The 16,433-nt window shown below is 36.8% G+C and carries 14 protein-coding genes; all 14 read left to right on the top strand.

The annotated features are described in order from the left end of the window. The first annotated feature begins 97 nt into the window (after positions 1 to 97). The 14 genes from ONT19_RS15905 to ONT19_RS15845 all read left to right on the top strand — a co-directional run bounded on the left by ONT19_RS15905 (position 98) and on the right by ONT19_RS15845 (position 16,408). Entirely contained in the window at positions 98 to 2,035 is a 1,938-nt protein-coding gene (locus ONT19_RS15905) for a sugar phosphate nucleotidyltransferase (RefSeq protein ID WP_264953490.1), read from the top strand. A gap of 14 nt (positions 2,036 to 2,049) precedes the next feature. Next, a complete protein-coding gene (locus tag ONT19_RS15900; RefSeq protein ID WP_264953489.1) occupies positions 2,050 to 3,177 on the top strand; it encodes a glycosyltransferase family 4 protein in 1,128 nt (375 codons plus the stop codon). Positions 3,178 to 3,618: 441 nt separating this feature from the next. After that, the gene (locus ONT19_RS15895; protein WP_264953488.1) at positions 3,619 to 4,443 is read left to right on the top strand and encodes a glycosyltransferase family 2 protein; all 825 of its coding nucleotides are present in this window, start codon (positions 3,619 to 3,621) and stop codon (positions 4,441 to 4,443) included. Further along, positions 4,401 to 5,336, top strand: coding sequence for a hypothetical protein (locus ONT19_RS15890; protein WP_264953487.1), 936 nt, complete (start codon positions 4,401 to 4,403; stop codon positions 5,334 to 5,336). The genes ONT19_RS15895 and ONT19_RS15890 overlap by 43 nt, the downstream gene beginning before the upstream one ends. 183 nt (positions 5,337 to 5,519) lie before the next feature. Beyond that, on the top strand, positions 5,520 to 5,885 hold the full coding sequence (locus tag ONT19_RS16375; protein ID WP_367399999.1) for a hypothetical protein: 366 nt from the start codon (positions 5,520 to 5,522) through the stop codon (positions 5,883 to 5,885). Continuing rightward, a complete protein-coding gene (locus tag ONT19_RS15885) occupies positions 5,794 to 6,897 on the top strand; it encodes a glycosyltransferase (protein WP_264953486.1) in 1,104 nt (367 codons plus the stop codon). Before ONT19_RS16375 ends, ONT19_RS15885 begins: the two co-directional genes overlap by 92 nt. Next, a complete protein-coding gene (locus ONT19_RS15880; RefSeq protein ID WP_264953485.1) occupies positions 6,887 to 8,200 on the top strand; it encodes a Coenzyme F420 hydrogenase/dehydrogenase, beta subunit C-terminal domain in 1,314 nt (437 codons plus the stop codon). Before ONT19_RS15885 ends, ONT19_RS15880 begins: the two co-directional genes overlap by 11 nt. 2 nt (positions 8,201 to 8,202) lie before the next feature. Beyond that, positions 8,203 to 9,351, top strand: a complete 1,149-nt coding sequence (locus ONT19_RS15875; protein WP_264953484.1) for a polysaccharide pyruvyl transferase family protein — start codon at positions 8,203 to 8,205, stop codon at positions 9,349 to 9,351. 290 nt (positions 9,352 to 9,641) lie between these two features. Continuing rightward, positions 9,642 to 10,571 (top strand): lysozyme inhibitor LprI family protein, encoded by a 930-nt coding sequence (locus ONT19_RS15870; protein ID WP_264953483.1) that lies wholly within the window; start codon positions 9,642 to 9,644, stop codon positions 10,569 to 10,571. Between the two features lie 68 nt (positions 10,572 to 10,639). Next, entirely contained in the window at positions 10,640 to 11,371 is a 732-nt protein-coding gene (locus tag ONT19_RS15865; protein ID WP_264953482.1) for an acyltransferase family protein, read from the top strand. 310 nt (positions 11,372 to 11,681) lie between these two features. Further along, the gene (locus ONT19_RS15860) at positions 11,682 to 12,665 is read left to right on the top strand and encodes an acyltransferase family protein (protein WP_367400000.1); all 984 of its coding nucleotides are present in this window, start codon (positions 11,682 to 11,684) and stop codon (positions 12,663 to 12,665) included. Between the two features lie 80 nt (positions 12,666 to 12,745). Continuing rightward, positions 12,746 to 14,584 (top strand): hypothetical protein, encoded by a 1,839-nt coding sequence (locus ONT19_RS15855; protein WP_264953480.1) that lies wholly within the window; start codon positions 12,746 to 12,748, stop codon positions 14,582 to 14,584. 10 nt (positions 14,585 to 14,594) lie between these two features. Continuing rightward, a complete protein-coding gene (locus ONT19_RS15850) occupies positions 14,595 to 15,224 on the top strand; it encodes a hypothetical protein (protein WP_264953479.1) in 630 nt (209 codons plus the stop codon). Positions 15,225 to 15,226: 2 nt separating this feature from the next. Further along, on the top strand, positions 15,227 to 16,408 hold the full coding sequence (locus ONT19_RS15845) for a glycosyltransferase (protein ID WP_264953478.1): 1,182 nt from the start codon (positions 15,227 to 15,229) through the stop codon (positions 16,406 to 16,408). Positions 16,409 to 16,433 lie beyond the last annotated feature (25 nt).

Here is a 16,433-nt window from a genome sequence, read left to right as displayed (position 1 = left end):
TAAAAAAATAATACAACCAACGATTTCAGTAGTGACGGTATTTTACAATGCCGCAACGGCATTGTAAAATGATTCTAAGTTTTAAAATAGAAATTTTATGCAAAAAATAGATTTATTTGTTCCTGGTCGCTTGTGCCTTTTTGGTGAACATAGCGACTGGGCAGGAAAGTATCGCTCGATGAATAGCGCCTTGGTTGCTGGTGAGGCTATCGTCACGGGAACGGAACAAGGTATATTCGCAACTGTAGAAAAATCAGAGAACTTTGAGATGACATCATCGGCATCTTCCTTGCAAGAGGTATGGCATGATTTTGAGTGTCCAATGAATGCAGAGGCATTAAAAGATGTCGCTCATTCAGGCTCTTTCTTTTCTTATTGTGCAGGTGTGGCTAGCTATATGCTCGAATGGTACAAAATTGGGGGGGCAAAAATACATATCACTGATATGACACTTCCTCTGAAGAGTGGCCTTTCCTCCAGTGCTGCTATTTGTGTGCTCGTTTGTAGAGCATTCAATGAGCTGTATGATTTGAATCTTTCTACTATGGGAGAGATGAATATTGCCTATGTGGGCGAGTTGAGAACGGCTTCTCGTTGCGGGCGCTTGGATCAAGCTTGTGCTTTTGGCGTGCGTCCTGTATTGATGAAGTTTGATGGTGAGGAGATAGATGTCAATCGACTCAATGTAAAGAAGAACCTTTATTGGGTATTTGCAGACTTGAATGCTTCCAAAGACACGGTCAAGATTTTGAAAGACTTGAACAAGGCTTTCCCCTTTGCAGACAATGAGAAGGAGCAAGCTATACAGAATGCATTAGGTCCGATTAATCATAAGATAGTATCGAAGGCTGTCGATTTTATGAAAGAAGGTGATGCAGAAGCTTTGGGTAAGTTGATGACGGAGGCGCAGACCATCTTTGACGAGAAAGTAGCACCGATGTGTCCTTCTCAGTTACAATCACCAATTTTGCATAAAACCCTCAATGATCCCTATCTCAAAAATTTGTCTTATGGAGGAAAAGGCGTAGGCTCTCAGGGAGATGGCTCCATCCAATTTCTGGCTAAGGACGAGAAATGCCAGCAGCAAATTATCGCCTATCTCAATGGACTTGGTATGTCAGCTTATGCTTTGACATTGAAAGCTCGCCATACCATACGAAAAGCGATTATCCCAGTTGCGGGCTTCGGTACTCGACTTTATCCTGCCACTCGTACGATGAAGAAAGATTTCTTCCCGATAGTGGACAAGGATGGCAAGGTGAAGCCAGTCATCTTAATACTCTTGGAAGAGTTGGTGAATAGCGGAATAGAAGAAATCTGCCTGATATTGGGTAGCGAGCAGGAACGTGAGGAATACCGACGTTATTTCGAAACACGCTTGGCTGATGAGCACTTCAACAAATTGAAGGTTGAAGACCAGAATTTCGAACGCCATATTCTGGAGATTGGAAAGCGACTGAGATATGTTTATCAGACCGAGAAACGAGGATTCGGACATGCGGTATCCCTAGCAGCCAATTTCGCAGCCAACGAACCTGTTCTTTTGTTATTGGGTGATACCATCTATCGCTCCAACAAGAACAAACCATGTGCCTTACAACTGATGGAGGCTTATGAGAAGTATTCCAAGCCGATGATTGCTATACATTCCATACCTCTGAAGGACGTAAGTTATTATGGCATTATGTCGGGTTGTTGGGAAAATCGTGATGAGACAGTGATGAATATATCACGGTTCTGTGAGAAACCAAAAGTCTCTTATGCGGAAGACCAGCTTGCCGTCAAAATGCATAACGGAGAACAGAGATACTATTCGGTCTTCGGACAGTATGTGTTGACTCCAGAAGTCTTCGAGCAGTTGAAAAAGAACATCAACGATGGCGTGGTAAGTGAACGAGGCGAGGTGGAATTGACAACAGCCCTGGAACAAGTGAGAGGAAAATATGGATTGATGGGAGTACAGTTGGACGGCGAGATGTTCGACATGGGAATTCCTCAAGCCTATAGAAATTGTATAACTAATTTTGTAAGATAAATAAGATAAAAACGATGACAAACAATAAGAAAACATTAATTTATATAGATGGTGCTAACCCTGAAGACAAACGTTCTTGGTCGGGTATTCCATATAACTTGGTACAACAGTTGAAGCGCAATTACGATGTAGAGACCATCTGGTTGCAGGAAACGAAGATGGAAAGAATCTTTCGTCTCACCTATAAAGTCTTTTGGCGTTTGCTGGGCAAACACAACGATCCTTGTTTCACCACGACTTATGCTAAGTTGAAAGGTCGAAGAGTAAACAAACTTTTGGCAAGAAAAAAGTATGATGTAGTATTTTTCCGTGGTAGTAATCTTGCAGCTTATGTCAAGACCGACATACCTCAGAGAGTATATTTCAGCGATGCATGTTTCCATCAGATGGTAGATTATTACTTTTTCCACCTTACGGATGCGAACATCAAAGATGGCAATGAGGTTCAGCGTAGAGCGATGCAGAATTGCAATGTAAATGTGTTTGCTAGCAATTGGGCTATGCGTGATGCGGTGGATTTCTACCATATTCCAGAGTCAACATGTCATCTCGGTTACTTTGGTGCAAGTGTAGATACAACGGAATTCAAGAAGCAACCTCATGACGAGAGTCTTGTAAACCTATTGTTTGTAGGTGTAGAATGGGAACGCAAGGGCGGCGAGATAGCAGTGGAGTGTACTAAGCTTCTCAATAAGAAAGATACTTCACGAAGATATGTGCTTCATTTCGTAGGTTGTCAGCCACCTTACGAGATAAAGGACGAGAACATCAAGTTTTATGGTTTCTTGAATCGTAACATTCCAGAGCAGGCCCAGAAAATGATAAGCCTTCGTGAGCAGGCCGATATCTTCATTCTCCCTACGAGAGCAGAGTGTGCTGGTATCGTATTCTGTGAATCCTCAGCCTATGGCATTCCTAGCATTACGTTTGATACAGGAGGCATTGGTGATTATGTGTTAAATGGTGAAAATGGTTATCGCCTGCCAATGGGCAGCAATCCAATTGATTTTGTCAATAAAATTCTTGAAGTTCTTGCAGACAAGGGCAAGTTGCAGTATATGCAAGAAAAGGCAGCCCAGATGTACAAGGAAAGAATGAATTGGGATGCCTTGGGAGATAGATTTCGAGAAGTGATAGGATAAATATTCCTATGATACAACCCAAAATTCCAGTCCATGACGGTATATTGTTATGACGTCATGGACATAGAAAAAACGATTCATTAAAAAATAAGATAGGAGATAATTATGAAAGATCTAATCAAAAAGATAATAGATTTGGTTGATGAAAAACCAATATCGGTATTTTGCTCAAATCGCAAATGATAGTCTCTGAATTTGGTAATCAAGAGTTCCCTAACTGGATTTTTTCATGAACAAAATGCGTATCTAGATGTAAATTTTCTGCCTGATTATAGAAAAGTTGGAGCAATAGTTTGGCAAGAAAATAAATTAAAGTGGGTTCGATAATTAATAAAAACGTTAAAACTGAACCCTATTGTTAGTTAGTAGGAACTCCTGCTCATATAGTATGCAGAAATGTTATGCTGCATCCTAAATATAGAACAGAAAAGAATTAAATTTATGAATACAAAATTAGTTTCAGTTATTACTGTAGTTTATAATGATGTTTCTCACATCGAGAAAACAATATCTAATGTGCTTAAGCAAACCTATCCATTTTTGGAATATATAGTAGTTGATGGGGCTAGTACTGATGGAACATTAGATGTCATCAAGAAATATGATGGTAAGTTAAAATACGTGAGTGAACCAGATAAAGGCATTTATGATGCTATGCAAAAAGGGGCACAACTAGCTTCTGGTGAATGGATTTTATTCCGCAATTGTGGAGACTTTTTCTTCTCTCCTGATGCCATAGAAAAAGTATTTAATGGATATGTAGATAAAGGAGAAGACTTTATATTATGTAACTCTAGATACTTTCAGGATTATGGATACAAAGATATGAAACCAAATATTTTAACTAAATCGTATTTTGAGACCATGCCTGTCAATCATCCGGCAACTTTTATTCGTAGAGCTACTCAATTAAAATATCCATTTAGGTTGAAATATCGTAATAGTGCAGATTATTGTTTTTTCATAGAGGCATTTTTGCATGAGGCAACTTATATCTATAAGGATGTAATAGTAGCGTTGTTTGACAACAATAGTGGTGCTTCAACTGATAATTACGATAAAAGTATTTCAGAGAACATTGATATACTTAAAACATTTAATGCTCCAAGTAATTTGATAAAGCAATTAGAAGAAGATTTAATTACCTGTCGAAGAAGAAAGTTTATAAAGAAATATATTCCATTTTTCAGCCTTTATCATAATTATAATATGAAAAAAATGGGATGGGTAAAGTCTCCTTTAGAGAAAACTTTGGCAAATATTTAATTATGCTTAATTTTTTAGATTTTTTATATGGTAAACTACCAAATCAAGGTTTGTTTTGGCGTAGTATTAGGTATGGAGTTCGCATTTTTACAAATATTTATGCTAATTATTTCATTCCTGTATGTTGCAAAAATGTAAATGTTGATTCTAATACAATCATAGTTTCACTCACATCTTTTCCAGCACGTATCAATGATGTATGGATAACTATAGCTTCTTTATTAAATCAAGATTATCAAAATATGAAAGTTGTACTTTGGCTATCCAGAGTTCAGTTTCCTACTATGGCTATATTACCAAAGAAACTTTTGGCTCTTCAGTCTAAAGGATTGACTATACATCTTGTTGAAGATGACATGAAGCCGCATAAAAAGTATTTGTATTCTATGCAAATGTATCCACAAAATAGTATTGTAACAGTAGATGATGATATCATCTATCCCCCAAAACTTATATCTCAGCTAGTTTTAACATCTCTACAGCATAAAGGTTGTGTAATATGTACAAAAGCTGTTACTGTTAGTAAAGAGAAATATCTTTGTTGGCATAGTTGCATATCGCCTGATAGACGCTTAAAAATGATAATGCCTATAGGTGTAGGTGGTGTTCTTTATCCTCCTAAAACCTTTAATTATAGTTATCTTTTTGATACGGATACCATTAAGCAAACATGTCTTTATGGGGATGATTTGTGGCTAAATTTTATGTGTCGCTTAAATGGTACAGAGATAGTTAAAACTACCTATTGTCCGGGGTTGATTACAATATTCGCTTCTCAGAAGGCTTCATTGTGTAAAGTTAATGATAATGAGAATCGTAATGATGCTCAAATAGAGTCTATTTCTGTTTGGGCTAAAAATAAATTTGGAATAGATTTTTATGTTTGTAAATAACACTATTTTAGAATATTGAAGATGAAACTATAGATGTGGTATCCGATTAAGTATTAGGGTGTTCTTAGGGGTTAATTATCATTACGGATGATAACTGCATGGACTATATGTTCCCAGAATTGGTAGGAGGAGAAAAGGAAGAAGGTTTTCTGTTCTAGAAATCATTATTCTGATCTGCTGGGGATGAGCGTTCTTGCCAAGTATGTTGGTATATGTATTGGCTCAACATTTTTCTGTATAGGAAGAAGCCTTGAAAATTATATTAAGATGCCTTTATGGTCAATAAAACGTCCTGATTATCTGCATTGTACAATTAGTGTATTTTTTGCAGGTTATTCTTTGAACTGTGGATATGAGAGTAGAGCGATGTTCAAGAAGATTCGTGATTCACTAAAAGAAGATTCATTTATTGACAAACATAAAAGAATATATGAAATTATTCAAAAATATTTTTTAAATGAATATACTTTTTCTAAATGCTATTTTGTTTACTCCAGAAAAAGGGGTAATTCCAAAGATGAAGTCAATCAAAGACACAATGATATATAATATGTGTCTTGGGGCAAAGAAGTTAGGGCATCATGTAACTTTAGTAGCTTCAGCAGATTATAAGCCAATAGAGACGGAAGAGTATGATGTTGAAGTGTTGTTCTTTAAAAGTAATTTTAGGAAAATATTTAAGCCTTCTTCATTGCCGTTTTCTTTAGAACTGAAACATTTCCTTAAACGGAATCATATGAAGTATGATCTTGTTATCTCAGGAGGTGTTTTCACTTTTCAGTCTTTGATGGCTGCTCAAATCTGCCCATTAAAAACTGTTTTGTGGCAAGAGCAGACGGAACATCAACAAAAATTATTCAAGATACCATCTAAAGTATGGTTTAATGTTGTTGTTCCTGTTTGTATGAGTAATATCAAAGTTGTTGTTCCTCGTTCTTTTGCAGCTTATAGATTTACCAAACAATACTTGAAGCAAACATCATCTATAATAGTAGATCATGGCATCAATGTTGATAAATTTATCCAATCTGACAAAAAGAAAAGGCAGATTATAAGCTCTTCTCAGTTGGTTTATCGCAAAAATGTAGATGGTATTATCGAAAAGTTTTATCATTTACATAATATTCCTGGATATGAAGATATACGATTGGTTATTGCAGGTCGTGGAGAGGAAGAAAATAACCTTAAGTTATTGGTGAAGAAACTACAATTGGAAGAATCGGTAAAATTCGTAGGATTTCTTTCCCAAGCAAAATTGAATGAGTATATTCGTTCTTCTATGGCTTTTCTTGTAAATACACGTAAGGATTTGAATATGGTATCAATTCCCGAGTCCATTGTTTCTGGTACTCCTATTCTAACAAACTGGCAACCTGCTTCAGCTGAATATATTGATAAAGAACGTTTAGGAATAGCTAAAGATAATTGGAGTGTAGAAGAGTTGAAGGAAATCATTGACAATAATGCAATGTTTGTTAATAACTGCATAAGTTATCGGAGAAATCTTACAACAGAAAACTCTGTCCAAATGTTAATAGATATATTTAACCATGCTAAATAACATAACATATACAGTAAAAAATAATCTTTGCACAGGTTGTGGTATCTGCGAGGACGTATGTCCGAAACAAGCAATATCTATCGTTCGAATTCATGGTGAGCATCGTCCAAGACTCGACAAGTCTTTATGCTTGGGAAATAAATGTGGGCGTTGTCTGAAAGTGTGTCCTGGAGTTGGTGTTAATCTTGTAAGCATTGCTAAAGAGCATTTTGTGGATACCTGCACCAAGGAAGATAAGTATATTGGTAGATATATCGGACTGCATACAGGTTATAGTCTTGATGATGCTATTCGCTACCATTCTGCCAGTGGTGGTATGGTTTCACAATTTCTTATCTACCTGTTGGAGAAGAACATCATAGATGGTGCATTAGTAACAGGTTATGGGGATGACCACATCACCCCGATTTCTTTTATCGCAAGAACTGCTGATGAGGTAATCAACGCTCAAAGTTCCAAGTATTGTCCTGTGGCATTAAATAAGGTTGGCAATGAGATTGCTCGTTCGGAAGGAAAGTTTGTAGTGGTGGGTACGCCTTGTCATATACAAGGCTTTCGTAAACGTGCAGCCATTGACAGGCGCTTTAGGGAACATGTGGTTGGCTATTTCTCTATCTATTGCTCCTCTGGTAGAACCTTTAATGGGCAGGATTATATTTTCAGACATTATGGTGTGAAAAAATCAAATATCAAGTATTTTGCTTATCGTGATGAGGGATGTTTGGGAAAGCTGACCATCCTGCATGGTGGCGGTGGTGAGGAATTCCCTTCACCTCGTACTAATAGCTTGTGTACGAGGTGTAGGGAATCGGAATCTTTGCAAAAGATTTCAATTCCCTACACCTCGTACTATGGTCCGATGCTAAGAAGTTTTTTTAAGCCACATCGCTGTTTAACTTGTATCGACCACTATGGAGAATTGGCTGATGTTTGCTTTGGCGACATTCACATTGCTCCCTACGATAAGGATGAAGTTGGCATCAGTTCTTGGATTACTCGAAGCGAGTATTGGGAAACACAATTTGAGAATGCTGCAAAGGAAGGATACATCAAAATGGATGACGTGTCTGCACAAGTGTTAAATGATAGTCAAGCAGCTATGCTTTATCCAAAGAAGCGACGTGCCAAAGCGGTCGTCAATATGGATAAATTAATGGGACGTAAGACACCAGTTTATGACAAGTCGTTTGAAAAGCCAAGAATAAAAGACTATATCTCTGAAATAGTTTGCTTGGCGCAGCAATTCGTTGGACGTAGAAAGTATTTGTGGTTTTTGATAGATTTTATAAATAAAGGGAAATAAGTATGATAGGACTTTGTTTGAAATATGAACAGATAAATTATGGAAGCAAACTTCAAGCTCTTGCCACACTAAGAGTGATGGAAGAATTGGGGCAAGAATGTAAAGTTATCCATTATGGGAAAGCAGGATTGTGGTTTAAGATTAAATCTTTACCTCGCATATTTGATGCTACTTTCCGCCAAGACAAGTTGGAGGACTTGAGTCGCAGTCATGCTTATAAGAAGCATCCTGAGGTAGCTCCTCTATTGGCTCAGAGAAGGAAACTCTTCAAAGAGTATGACGCCAAGTATTTTGATAAGTATGAAATCTTTGGCGCATATTATTCTGACATTCAGAAAATTGCATCAAGGTTTGATGCTGTAGTAACTTGTAGTGACCAATTGTGGTCTCCAGCAGGTCTTGGTACAAATTTCTATAATTTGAAGTTTGTGCCTGATGGAGTCAAGAAGATTTCTTTTGCATCTAGTTTTGGAGTCAGTCAGATTCCATGGTACCAGAGACGTGCTACAGCAGAATACTTACAAAGAATTAATTATGTGAGTTGTCGTGAGAATAGAGGTGCTGAGATTGTCAAGGAACTGACAGGAAGGGATGTGCCTGTATTGATGGATCCTGTATTTGCTTTTGACAAGGAACAATGGAATAAGCTTGTGCCTGAAGAAAAAGTTTATAATGAGCCATATATCTTCTGCTATTTCTTAGGTTCGAACATTGCTTATCGTGAGGCGGTAAAAAAGTTCGCCAAAGAAAAAGAAATGAAGATAGTCTTCTTGAAGTTCTTGGATCAGTATGTGGAATATGATGAAAACTTTGGTGACATCACTCCATTTGACGTAGATCCGAATAAGTTCTTGAATATTCTTCGTGGCGCGGAGTATGTTTTTACAGATTCTTTCCATGGTTGTGCCTTTAGCATTCTTATGAAAAAACAATTCGTGATATTCAACAGATATGCTGCGACTTCGGGGGCTTCCAAGAATTCTCGCATCGACACCGTTTGTGGAAACCTTGGTTTGAATGGCAGAAGAGTAAATGCCAATTCTGATTTGGTAGCTGTAATGGATAAAGAAATTGATTGGAAGATTGTTGAGGAGAAAACTTTGATATATAGAGATAGGATGTGGGAGTATTTGAGACAGGCATTGGGATAGCATCTTGTTAAGGTAAATGAAGGTTTACAAGCTTATATGAATGCCAGGCAAATCATCAAGCACCTGAAAAGTGAGAAGGTATTTAAACACAGCAAAATGCTTCGCTGAATTTATAGTTCATGGACGCTAAGTTGGATGGTGTGCCAGTCCGTTTGTTCTTTTGTAAGCAAGGAAAAATGGCAATTGAAATTGAGATACCTGTTTCATATGACAGTCCTATAGATTTAAATAGGGGGCGAGTTTACGCCCCAATCTTGGATTTATATAAGTAAAAAAGGAAATAATATAGTATGATAAAAAAGTTTGAAGATATTAAAGGATCTCTTAAACGGTCAAGAGGTACAACTTATGAACTGTTTTCTTTGACTAATTTGGCAAATAAATACAAAGATGTTCAGGACAGTGAGTTGTTGGAATATGTGCCAGTAAAGATAGTATCTTTGTTTGAAGAGCATTTCCGTCAATTGTATGCAGAAATCATAGATATGCCGAAGTATCGTTGTAATCTCAAGAAAGTCAAGTTCCTGAAAGATTTACGTATGGATTTTGATGTCATTGATGCTTTTCAAAATAATGAGGTTACTTTGGGTGATTATCTTTCTTACTATTTCTCATGCAATTCCGTTTATCAGGTAATGGATCAATTTGGCCAACTTTTGAACATGGATGTAAAGAGCAAATTGATGGAAAAAATAGTTGATATTGAATTAAAATCTTCCGTGTCTGAAAATGATGCAAGAAAGGCTGCTTCTCTTTATATTGAATCTGTTGATTTGATATTCAAGGCTAGGCATATTATGTGCCATGAAGGTGCTTTTATGAATAAGCTGGAGAATCCTATGGTCATGCAAATGATAGATGATGCAATATTGTTTGCTCAATTTATAGATAATATAGTTAGCGATATTTTATATCCTGGTTTTGACTATACTCAGGCTTCTATGAATAATGATGCTTATGTGAAGTTTGAAAAAGCAGATAATAATTTGAATCAACTTATAGAATACATTAAAGATAACAAAAAAGACTTGGAACCTGATTTTTCGTATTTAGAATCTTGGAAAGAGTTTCGAAAATGCAAAGCCGAGTCAGATGCTAAGACTTGTGAAGGTGGGTCTATGTATCCATGTATTTATTATTCCAGTTTGGAAGAAACTACTAAGCAATTGTTGGTGCAGCTTAAAAGCTCCTTTAGGTTGTATGACTATAAGGTCGAATAAGTGTTATGCTGTGGAGAGTCATAAGTCCTTTAAGAGAACTTGAGCCAAAATATTATAAACAATAGATTATGCAAAGATTAATTTCATTTGATGTAGCGAAGGCTATATGTATTATATTGGTCGTGGTAGGGCATTATGTGCCAGTCTACTCACCACAGTGGTATGTTGGGGTACATGATGTTATATATACTTTTCACATGCCTTTGTTTATGTTTGCTAGTGGCTTTATTTATATGGCAACGAAAAAGGATATTCCGTATAAGGATTTCCTTTTGAAAAAAGTAAAAAGGCTGATGGTGCCGTATTTGTCGGTATCGGCTATTGTCATTACTATAAAACTGCTTACTGAAGGACATGCCTATGTGGAGAATCCAGTGACGTGGATGTCTTATGTGAAAATGTTATATCTACCAGAAGCGGGATATTTCCTTTGGTTCATTTGGGCATTGTGGTGGATGTTTGTTTTTTCACCTTTGTTTAAGACTAAACAAATGAGATTGGGGTTGTTTATCTTTGCTATAGTATTGCATTATATACCAAATTTCTTACCTGACGTATTCTGTCTTAGACAGTTTCAAGGTATGGCGGTGTATTTTATGCTTGGTGTTGTCTGCTGTGATTGGAAGCAACAAATTTCCTTTATCAGCAAGGTTCCTGCGTGGTGTGTTTTTGGATTTTTCGCTGTTGCAGAGGGTATAAATTTGATGGATATGGGGGGGGCAAATATCAATGCTTCTGCCTTACCTTGGTATCGCAGCGGTAATGGCTTTTTCTTCTCTCATAGAAAAATTGAATCATAAAAGTAACGAATGGTTGATGGGTGTATCCTCTTCGAGCTATATCATCTACCTTTTCCATACAACTTTTGAAGGTTTTGCCAAGGCTGTAGTACATAGAATTCCATTCCTTACTGATGGAAATGATGTACTGTTTATCATCAATGCTTCTGTAGTTGTTGGTTGTGGTGTTGTTTGCCCAATAATCTTGCATCGATATGTATTAAACAAAACTCACTTTACTAAAGTATTGTTCGGATTGAAATAAAACAAAAATGAATAAGACTCAACTTACCCCCCCACATCAGCAAAAGTAAGAGAAAATTACTCTTCGCTGGATGGGTTGCGTGCTTACGCTGCTGTAGGTATTGTGCTGATGCACGTTCGGGCTAATCTTATGATTAAGCCAAGTGATAACATCTTGACTGGCAATGTGATTCCGTGGTTCACAAATTTCACATTGCTGTTCATGATTATTAGCGCATTCAGTATGTGCTGTGGATATTATGAACGTATAAAGTCAGGTGCAATAACTCCTGCAAAGTTCTATGCTAAGCGCTATCATCATACCTGGCCATTCTTCGCCATGATGGTGATGATTAGCTTTGTGATGGAACCATCCTGGAGTTCGTTCTGTCAAAGCTTTGCAGATTTGACAATGTGCTTTAATCTCTTGCCTAATCCACATATTGAAGTGATAGGTGTGGGATGGTTCCTAGGTACGGTATTTACGTTCTATATGCTTTTTCCTTTCTTTACCTTCTTGCTTGATAATAAGAAGCGAGGATGGATGGTACTAGTGTCATCACTGCTATTCTGTTATATAGCAATAGATACTTTTAATAATGGTAATGGATTCTGTCGTAGTAATATTATTAATAGTGCTCCTTTCTTTATCTCTGGTGGTATGATTTATCTCTATCGTCAGGGTATCAAGAGTTGGGTGGAGAAACATTGGATAATAACTTTGGAATCATGCTTTGTACTTACCGTATTAAGATTTGTTGTTGATATCAAGGACTTGTTTATCTTGCCAGATTTATTGGCCTTTGCTGCTTGGCTGATGTATGCCATAGGTTCTAAAGATATTGTATTGAACAACAGGGTCGCTAAGTATCTGAGTGGTATCAGTATGGAGATTTATCTCTGTCACATGATGTTTTATAGAGTGTCAAGTATGCTTCATTTAGAAAGATTCATTCACAATAATGATATGCTCTATGTTGCAACTTGTCTCACTACATTGATTGGTGCGATCTGCTTTTCGCACGTTATCAAATATTATGTGTTTAAGCGTATTGAGAATAAAAGACGTTAAGGGGTATGATTTCGAAAAGGAAGAGTAGGTGAGAGTGTGTTATCTTGGATTTTTAAAAAGGAAATATATTTATAGTGATAATGGAACAACAAATTATTAATCATATACAGGACATTTTGAAAAGTAATAATGTTACAGTTCTAAGTCTGTTATGGAGTTCTTTTATTTTTATTCTTGGCGTAATATCTACAAAGTATAGGATAAAGGAATGGTTCCAGCATCAAAGAATATGGAAGCGTCTGGCTGTATGTTTAGCAATCTTGATAGTGGCAATATCTTTGAATTGGCATGTCATTGCTGCAGGAATATTTTCCCTTTTAGTTGTCATCAGCACAATTCTTCCACTTCCTCATGAACTTTTTCTTCTTCATTATTACAAAACTAATGAAGAAGCATTGGAAAAGGAAAGATATCGTTGTTGGTTTGTTACAACTACGGCCTTATTGCGCTTTTATGAGCTAAAAATAAGAAAAAGCCGAGGATTGATAAAGAGGCAAGATATGCAGATTGCATTCATAGATGAAGCTAAGAAATGGGATTTATTTGATAGGGAGTATATCAAGTATTACTTGCCTAATCTTGATGTCTTGTTCAGAATTGGAGCAATAAAAGCATTTGAAAATGAATGTTCCAAATTGTCCAGATTCGATAATACAGGATATATGTTGAGCTTTAAGACATATCTGGCTCATAATAACTTTGACTATGAGAAAATGGAAGAGTTGGAGTCAAAATGTCCGGATACCGATGATGACTCAAGGCTTGTATCTCTTATTAATAAGTATTGTGCGTATGAGGCCTCTGGCGAGAAGGAGAAGATGAAGAATGTTATCTCTAAGCTTCTTGAACTGAAACGTAAAGGGATTATACATGTAGAATTGTATCGTGACCTGATGAGATATTATGATGAGATAATTGTTGACAAGGAGGCTGCTGATGCTCTTGCAGAGGAAATCGAGAAAATCGATTCTGTCTATTATGGTGATTATCTCAATCTCCAGGACATCGCTTTCATGCACTATCGAATAAATGGAAACCAGCAGAAGACTAATAGTTTAATTGAAAGAATTATTGCTGAAAATAAGAAAAGACAGCAAGGGGATGAGCAGATGATAACCCAAATTAAACTGATGTATGTCATGTTTGATAATGGTTACAAGTGGCAGGAATATTCTGTTGGGGTATTCTTGAATAGAACCAACTTTTTAAATAGAGGATATCGTGTTGGAGCGGTCTTTATACAAGAAACATATCGATTGCTGAGGGATGTGAGTTTGTTGAATAATCAGTCGTTAAACAATCAACTTCAGAATGAAATGTTCGCAGATTTTGATAGGTATATCGAACGATATATCTCAGAGATAGAATCTGATATTGCAGAACTTGATGATCGTTTCTTGTATAGAAAACGTAACTTATTGATGCTTAAACTGGAATTACTCAAATTTAAAGCTGATGGTGATTTTGTTCTTATGAGGAAAAATAATGATGAGATATTTGATAGAATCATAGAAATGTGTAGGCATAATGGTGACAAAAGAGAAATGTTACATTTCTTAGTTGTGCATGCAGATGATATTCTGACTATTGATAATCAAATAAGAGAGTCCGGCAAGGATGATGTAGGCTATGCCAATACCATGCTGCAGAAAGACTATGATAATCATAGAATGGCATATATAAATAAAGCTGAAAATTTAGTTTGCGAAATTGTAAACATGTTGTATTTGAGGAAATATGATAAGTCGTTGGCATATTATGTTATTTACACAGCTTATTTTTATATGCTGCTTGAAAATAGGCAACGTAGTTTGTTCTTCTTCACTATGTTTGAAAAATATGATATTGATATAAAAAACTGGACTATGCCTATACAGCAAATATACCATAAAGTCCGAAAATATAACTCTAAGGAATAAAGTGTTAAATATGGAACAAGAAAAAGAATACAATGATTTTATAGCTTTGGGTAGAAAATGCTATCCAAAACAGGATGATAAAGGTATCACAAACTTTAATTCGGTGGTACTTGATAACGTTTATCCGAAGAAAATAGACATTCTTGATAATTATGGGGTAACCAAGTGTGAACTTTTTGCTTTAATTATGATGGAAGGGTTCTTTTCTGAATGCATACAGCGTCCTTTGGTGTTTGGTTTAAAGCCAAATTCGTTTATAAAACGGTGTATATACTACTTTGATTCATTATTGAGTAAAACACCAAAAACTTCATCCGTAGTTCTTTATCGGCAAGATCATTTCAATTCTGTAGAATATTATAAAGACTTGAAGAATAAGCGTAAACATTATATTTGTGCGAGTTTTTTAACTGCTTCTACTGATGATTATGACAACTCTAGAAGTGTTAAGTTAGTAATAAGGCCAAAATTAGGCTGCAAAACAAAAGCTCATGATATTTATCGAATAATGAATCATGGGGAAGATATTAAAGAAGCGATACCTGAAAATCAGGTAAACTTCGAAAGAAATACCGAAATTGAAATTACGGGAATAGATGAAAAACCAAATATTCCTGTGGTTTACTTAAATGAAATATAACAATGAAGATTCTATTAGCAAACAAGTTTTATTACCGCCGTGGCGGTGATTGTATTTATATGCTCAATCTGGAAAAGCTGCTGAAGGCCCATGGGCATGAGGTGGCGGTATTTGCCATGGACTATCCGGAGAATCTGGATACGCCTTGGAAGAAATACTTTCCAAAGAATATGAGCAAATTGATGGCTTTTACCCGTCCGTTTGGGTCGCATGAGGTAAAAAGCACGTTTAAAAAACTGCTTGATGACTTCAAGCCGGACGTGGTGCATCTCAACAATGTGCATACGCAGCTGTCACCGGTGATGGCAGAGTTGGCGCATCAGCGGGGCATCAAGGTAGTGTGGACACTGCACGACTATAAGTTGCTCTGTCCTAGATACGACTGTCTGAAGAATGGAAATACCATCTGTGAGACTTGTTTCAATGGTGACAAGAAGGCTTGTTTGGACAACAAGTGCATGAAAGGATCGAAGTTGGCTTCGTTCATCGGATTTAAAGAGGCTATCGTTTGGAACCGTGAGCGTTTGGAGGCTTCAACGGATGTTTTTATCTGCCCGAGCCAGTTTATGGCTGACAAGATGGTGCAAGGGGGATTCTCGAAATCGAAGATGCAGACACTTTGCAACTTTATTGATGTGGAGAAATGCAAATTTTCTTCCACAGATGGCACAGATTACACAGATGCTGTTGAGCTTCTTCCGAAAAAGGAGGATTACTATTGCTTTATCGGGCGATTGAGCCATGAGAAAGGTGCAAAGACATTGATAGAGGCAGCCAACCAATTACCTTATAAATTGGTAATTATCGGTGGCGGTCCTCTGATGGATGAACTGAAATCAGTTGCCCATACCAATATCGAGTTCGTCGGTTTCAAGCAGTGGGATGACATCAAGCAACTTGTGGGCAAGGCTCGCTTCTCGGTGATTCCTTCGGAATGGTATGAGAACAATCCTTTATCAGTTATCGAGGCCCAATGCTTGGGAACGCCCGTATTGGGAGCCAATATCGGGGGAATACCTGAACTTACAGATTATACCTTTAGCAGTGGTAATATCGCCGATCTAAAGACGAAGATTGAGAAGATGTGGAACTCGGAGTTTGATTATCAACAAATAGCTTCGGATGCACAACATCGCTATGATGCTGAAACTTATTACGACAAGCTCATCAACATCTACAAGTAATAATCACAATTCATAATTGAACCGT

The sequence above is a fragment of the Segatella copri genome (assembly GCF_026015625.1).
GTDB classification, from domain to species: Bacteria; Bacteroidota; Bacteroidia; order Bacteroidales; family Bacteroidaceae; genus Prevotella; species Prevotella copri_H.
This window is presented reverse-complemented; position numbering and strand designations above follow the sequence as displayed.

What these genes read in the sequence shown, in the direction of transcription:
- ONT19_RS15880 (WP_264953485.1), top strand. Translation starts at nt 6,887, where the DNA reads ATGCTAAATAACATAACATATACAGTAAAAAATAATCTTTGCACAGGT.
- ONT19_RS15890 (WP_264953487.1), top strand. Translation starts at nt 4,401, where the DNA reads ATGGGTAAAGTCTCCTTTAGAGAAAACTTTGGCAAATATTTAATTATG.
- ONT19_RS16375 (WP_367399999.1), top strand. Translation starts at nt 5,520, where the DNA reads ATGAGCGTTCTTGCCAAGTATGTTGGTATATGTATTGGCTCAACATTT.
- ONT19_RS15895 (WP_264953488.1), top strand. Translation starts at nt 3,619, where the DNA reads ATGAATACAAAATTAGTTTCAGTTATTACTGTAGTTTATAATGATGTT.
- ONT19_RS15855 (WP_264953480.1), top strand. Translation starts at nt 12,746, where the DNA reads ATGGAACAACAAATTATTAATCATATACAGGACATTTTGAAAAGTAAT.
- ONT19_RS15905 (WP_264953490.1), top strand. Translation starts at nt 98, where the DNA reads ATGCAAAAAATAGATTTATTTGTTCCTGGTCGCTTGTGCCTTTTTGGT.
- ONT19_RS15870 (WP_264953483.1), top strand. Translation starts at nt 9,642, where the DNA reads ATGATAAAAAAGTTTGAAGATATTAAAGGATCTCTTAAACGGTCAAGA.
- ONT19_RS15885 (WP_264953486.1), top strand. Translation starts at nt 5,794, where the DNA reads ATGAATATACTTTTTCTAAATGCTATTTTGTTTACTCCAGAAAAAGGG.
- ONT19_RS15900 (WP_264953489.1), top strand. Translation starts at nt 2,050, where the DNA reads ATGACAAACAATAAGAAAACATTAATTTATATAGATGGTGCTAACCCT.
- ONT19_RS15865 (WP_264953482.1), top strand. Translation starts at nt 10,640, where the DNA reads ATGCAAAGATTAATTTCATTTGATGTAGCGAAGGCTATATGTATTATA.
- ONT19_RS15845 (WP_264953478.1), top strand. Translation starts at nt 15,227, where the DNA reads ATGAAGATTCTATTAGCAAACAAGTTTTATTACCGCCGTGGCGGTGAT.
- ONT19_RS15875 (WP_264953484.1), top strand. Translation starts at nt 8,203, where the DNA reads ATGATAGGACTTTGTTTGAAATATGAACAGATAAATTATGGAAGCAAA.
- ONT19_RS15850 (WP_264953479.1), top strand. Translation starts at nt 14,595, where the DNA reads ATGGAACAAGAAAAAGAATACAATGATTTTATAGCTTTGGGTAGAAAA.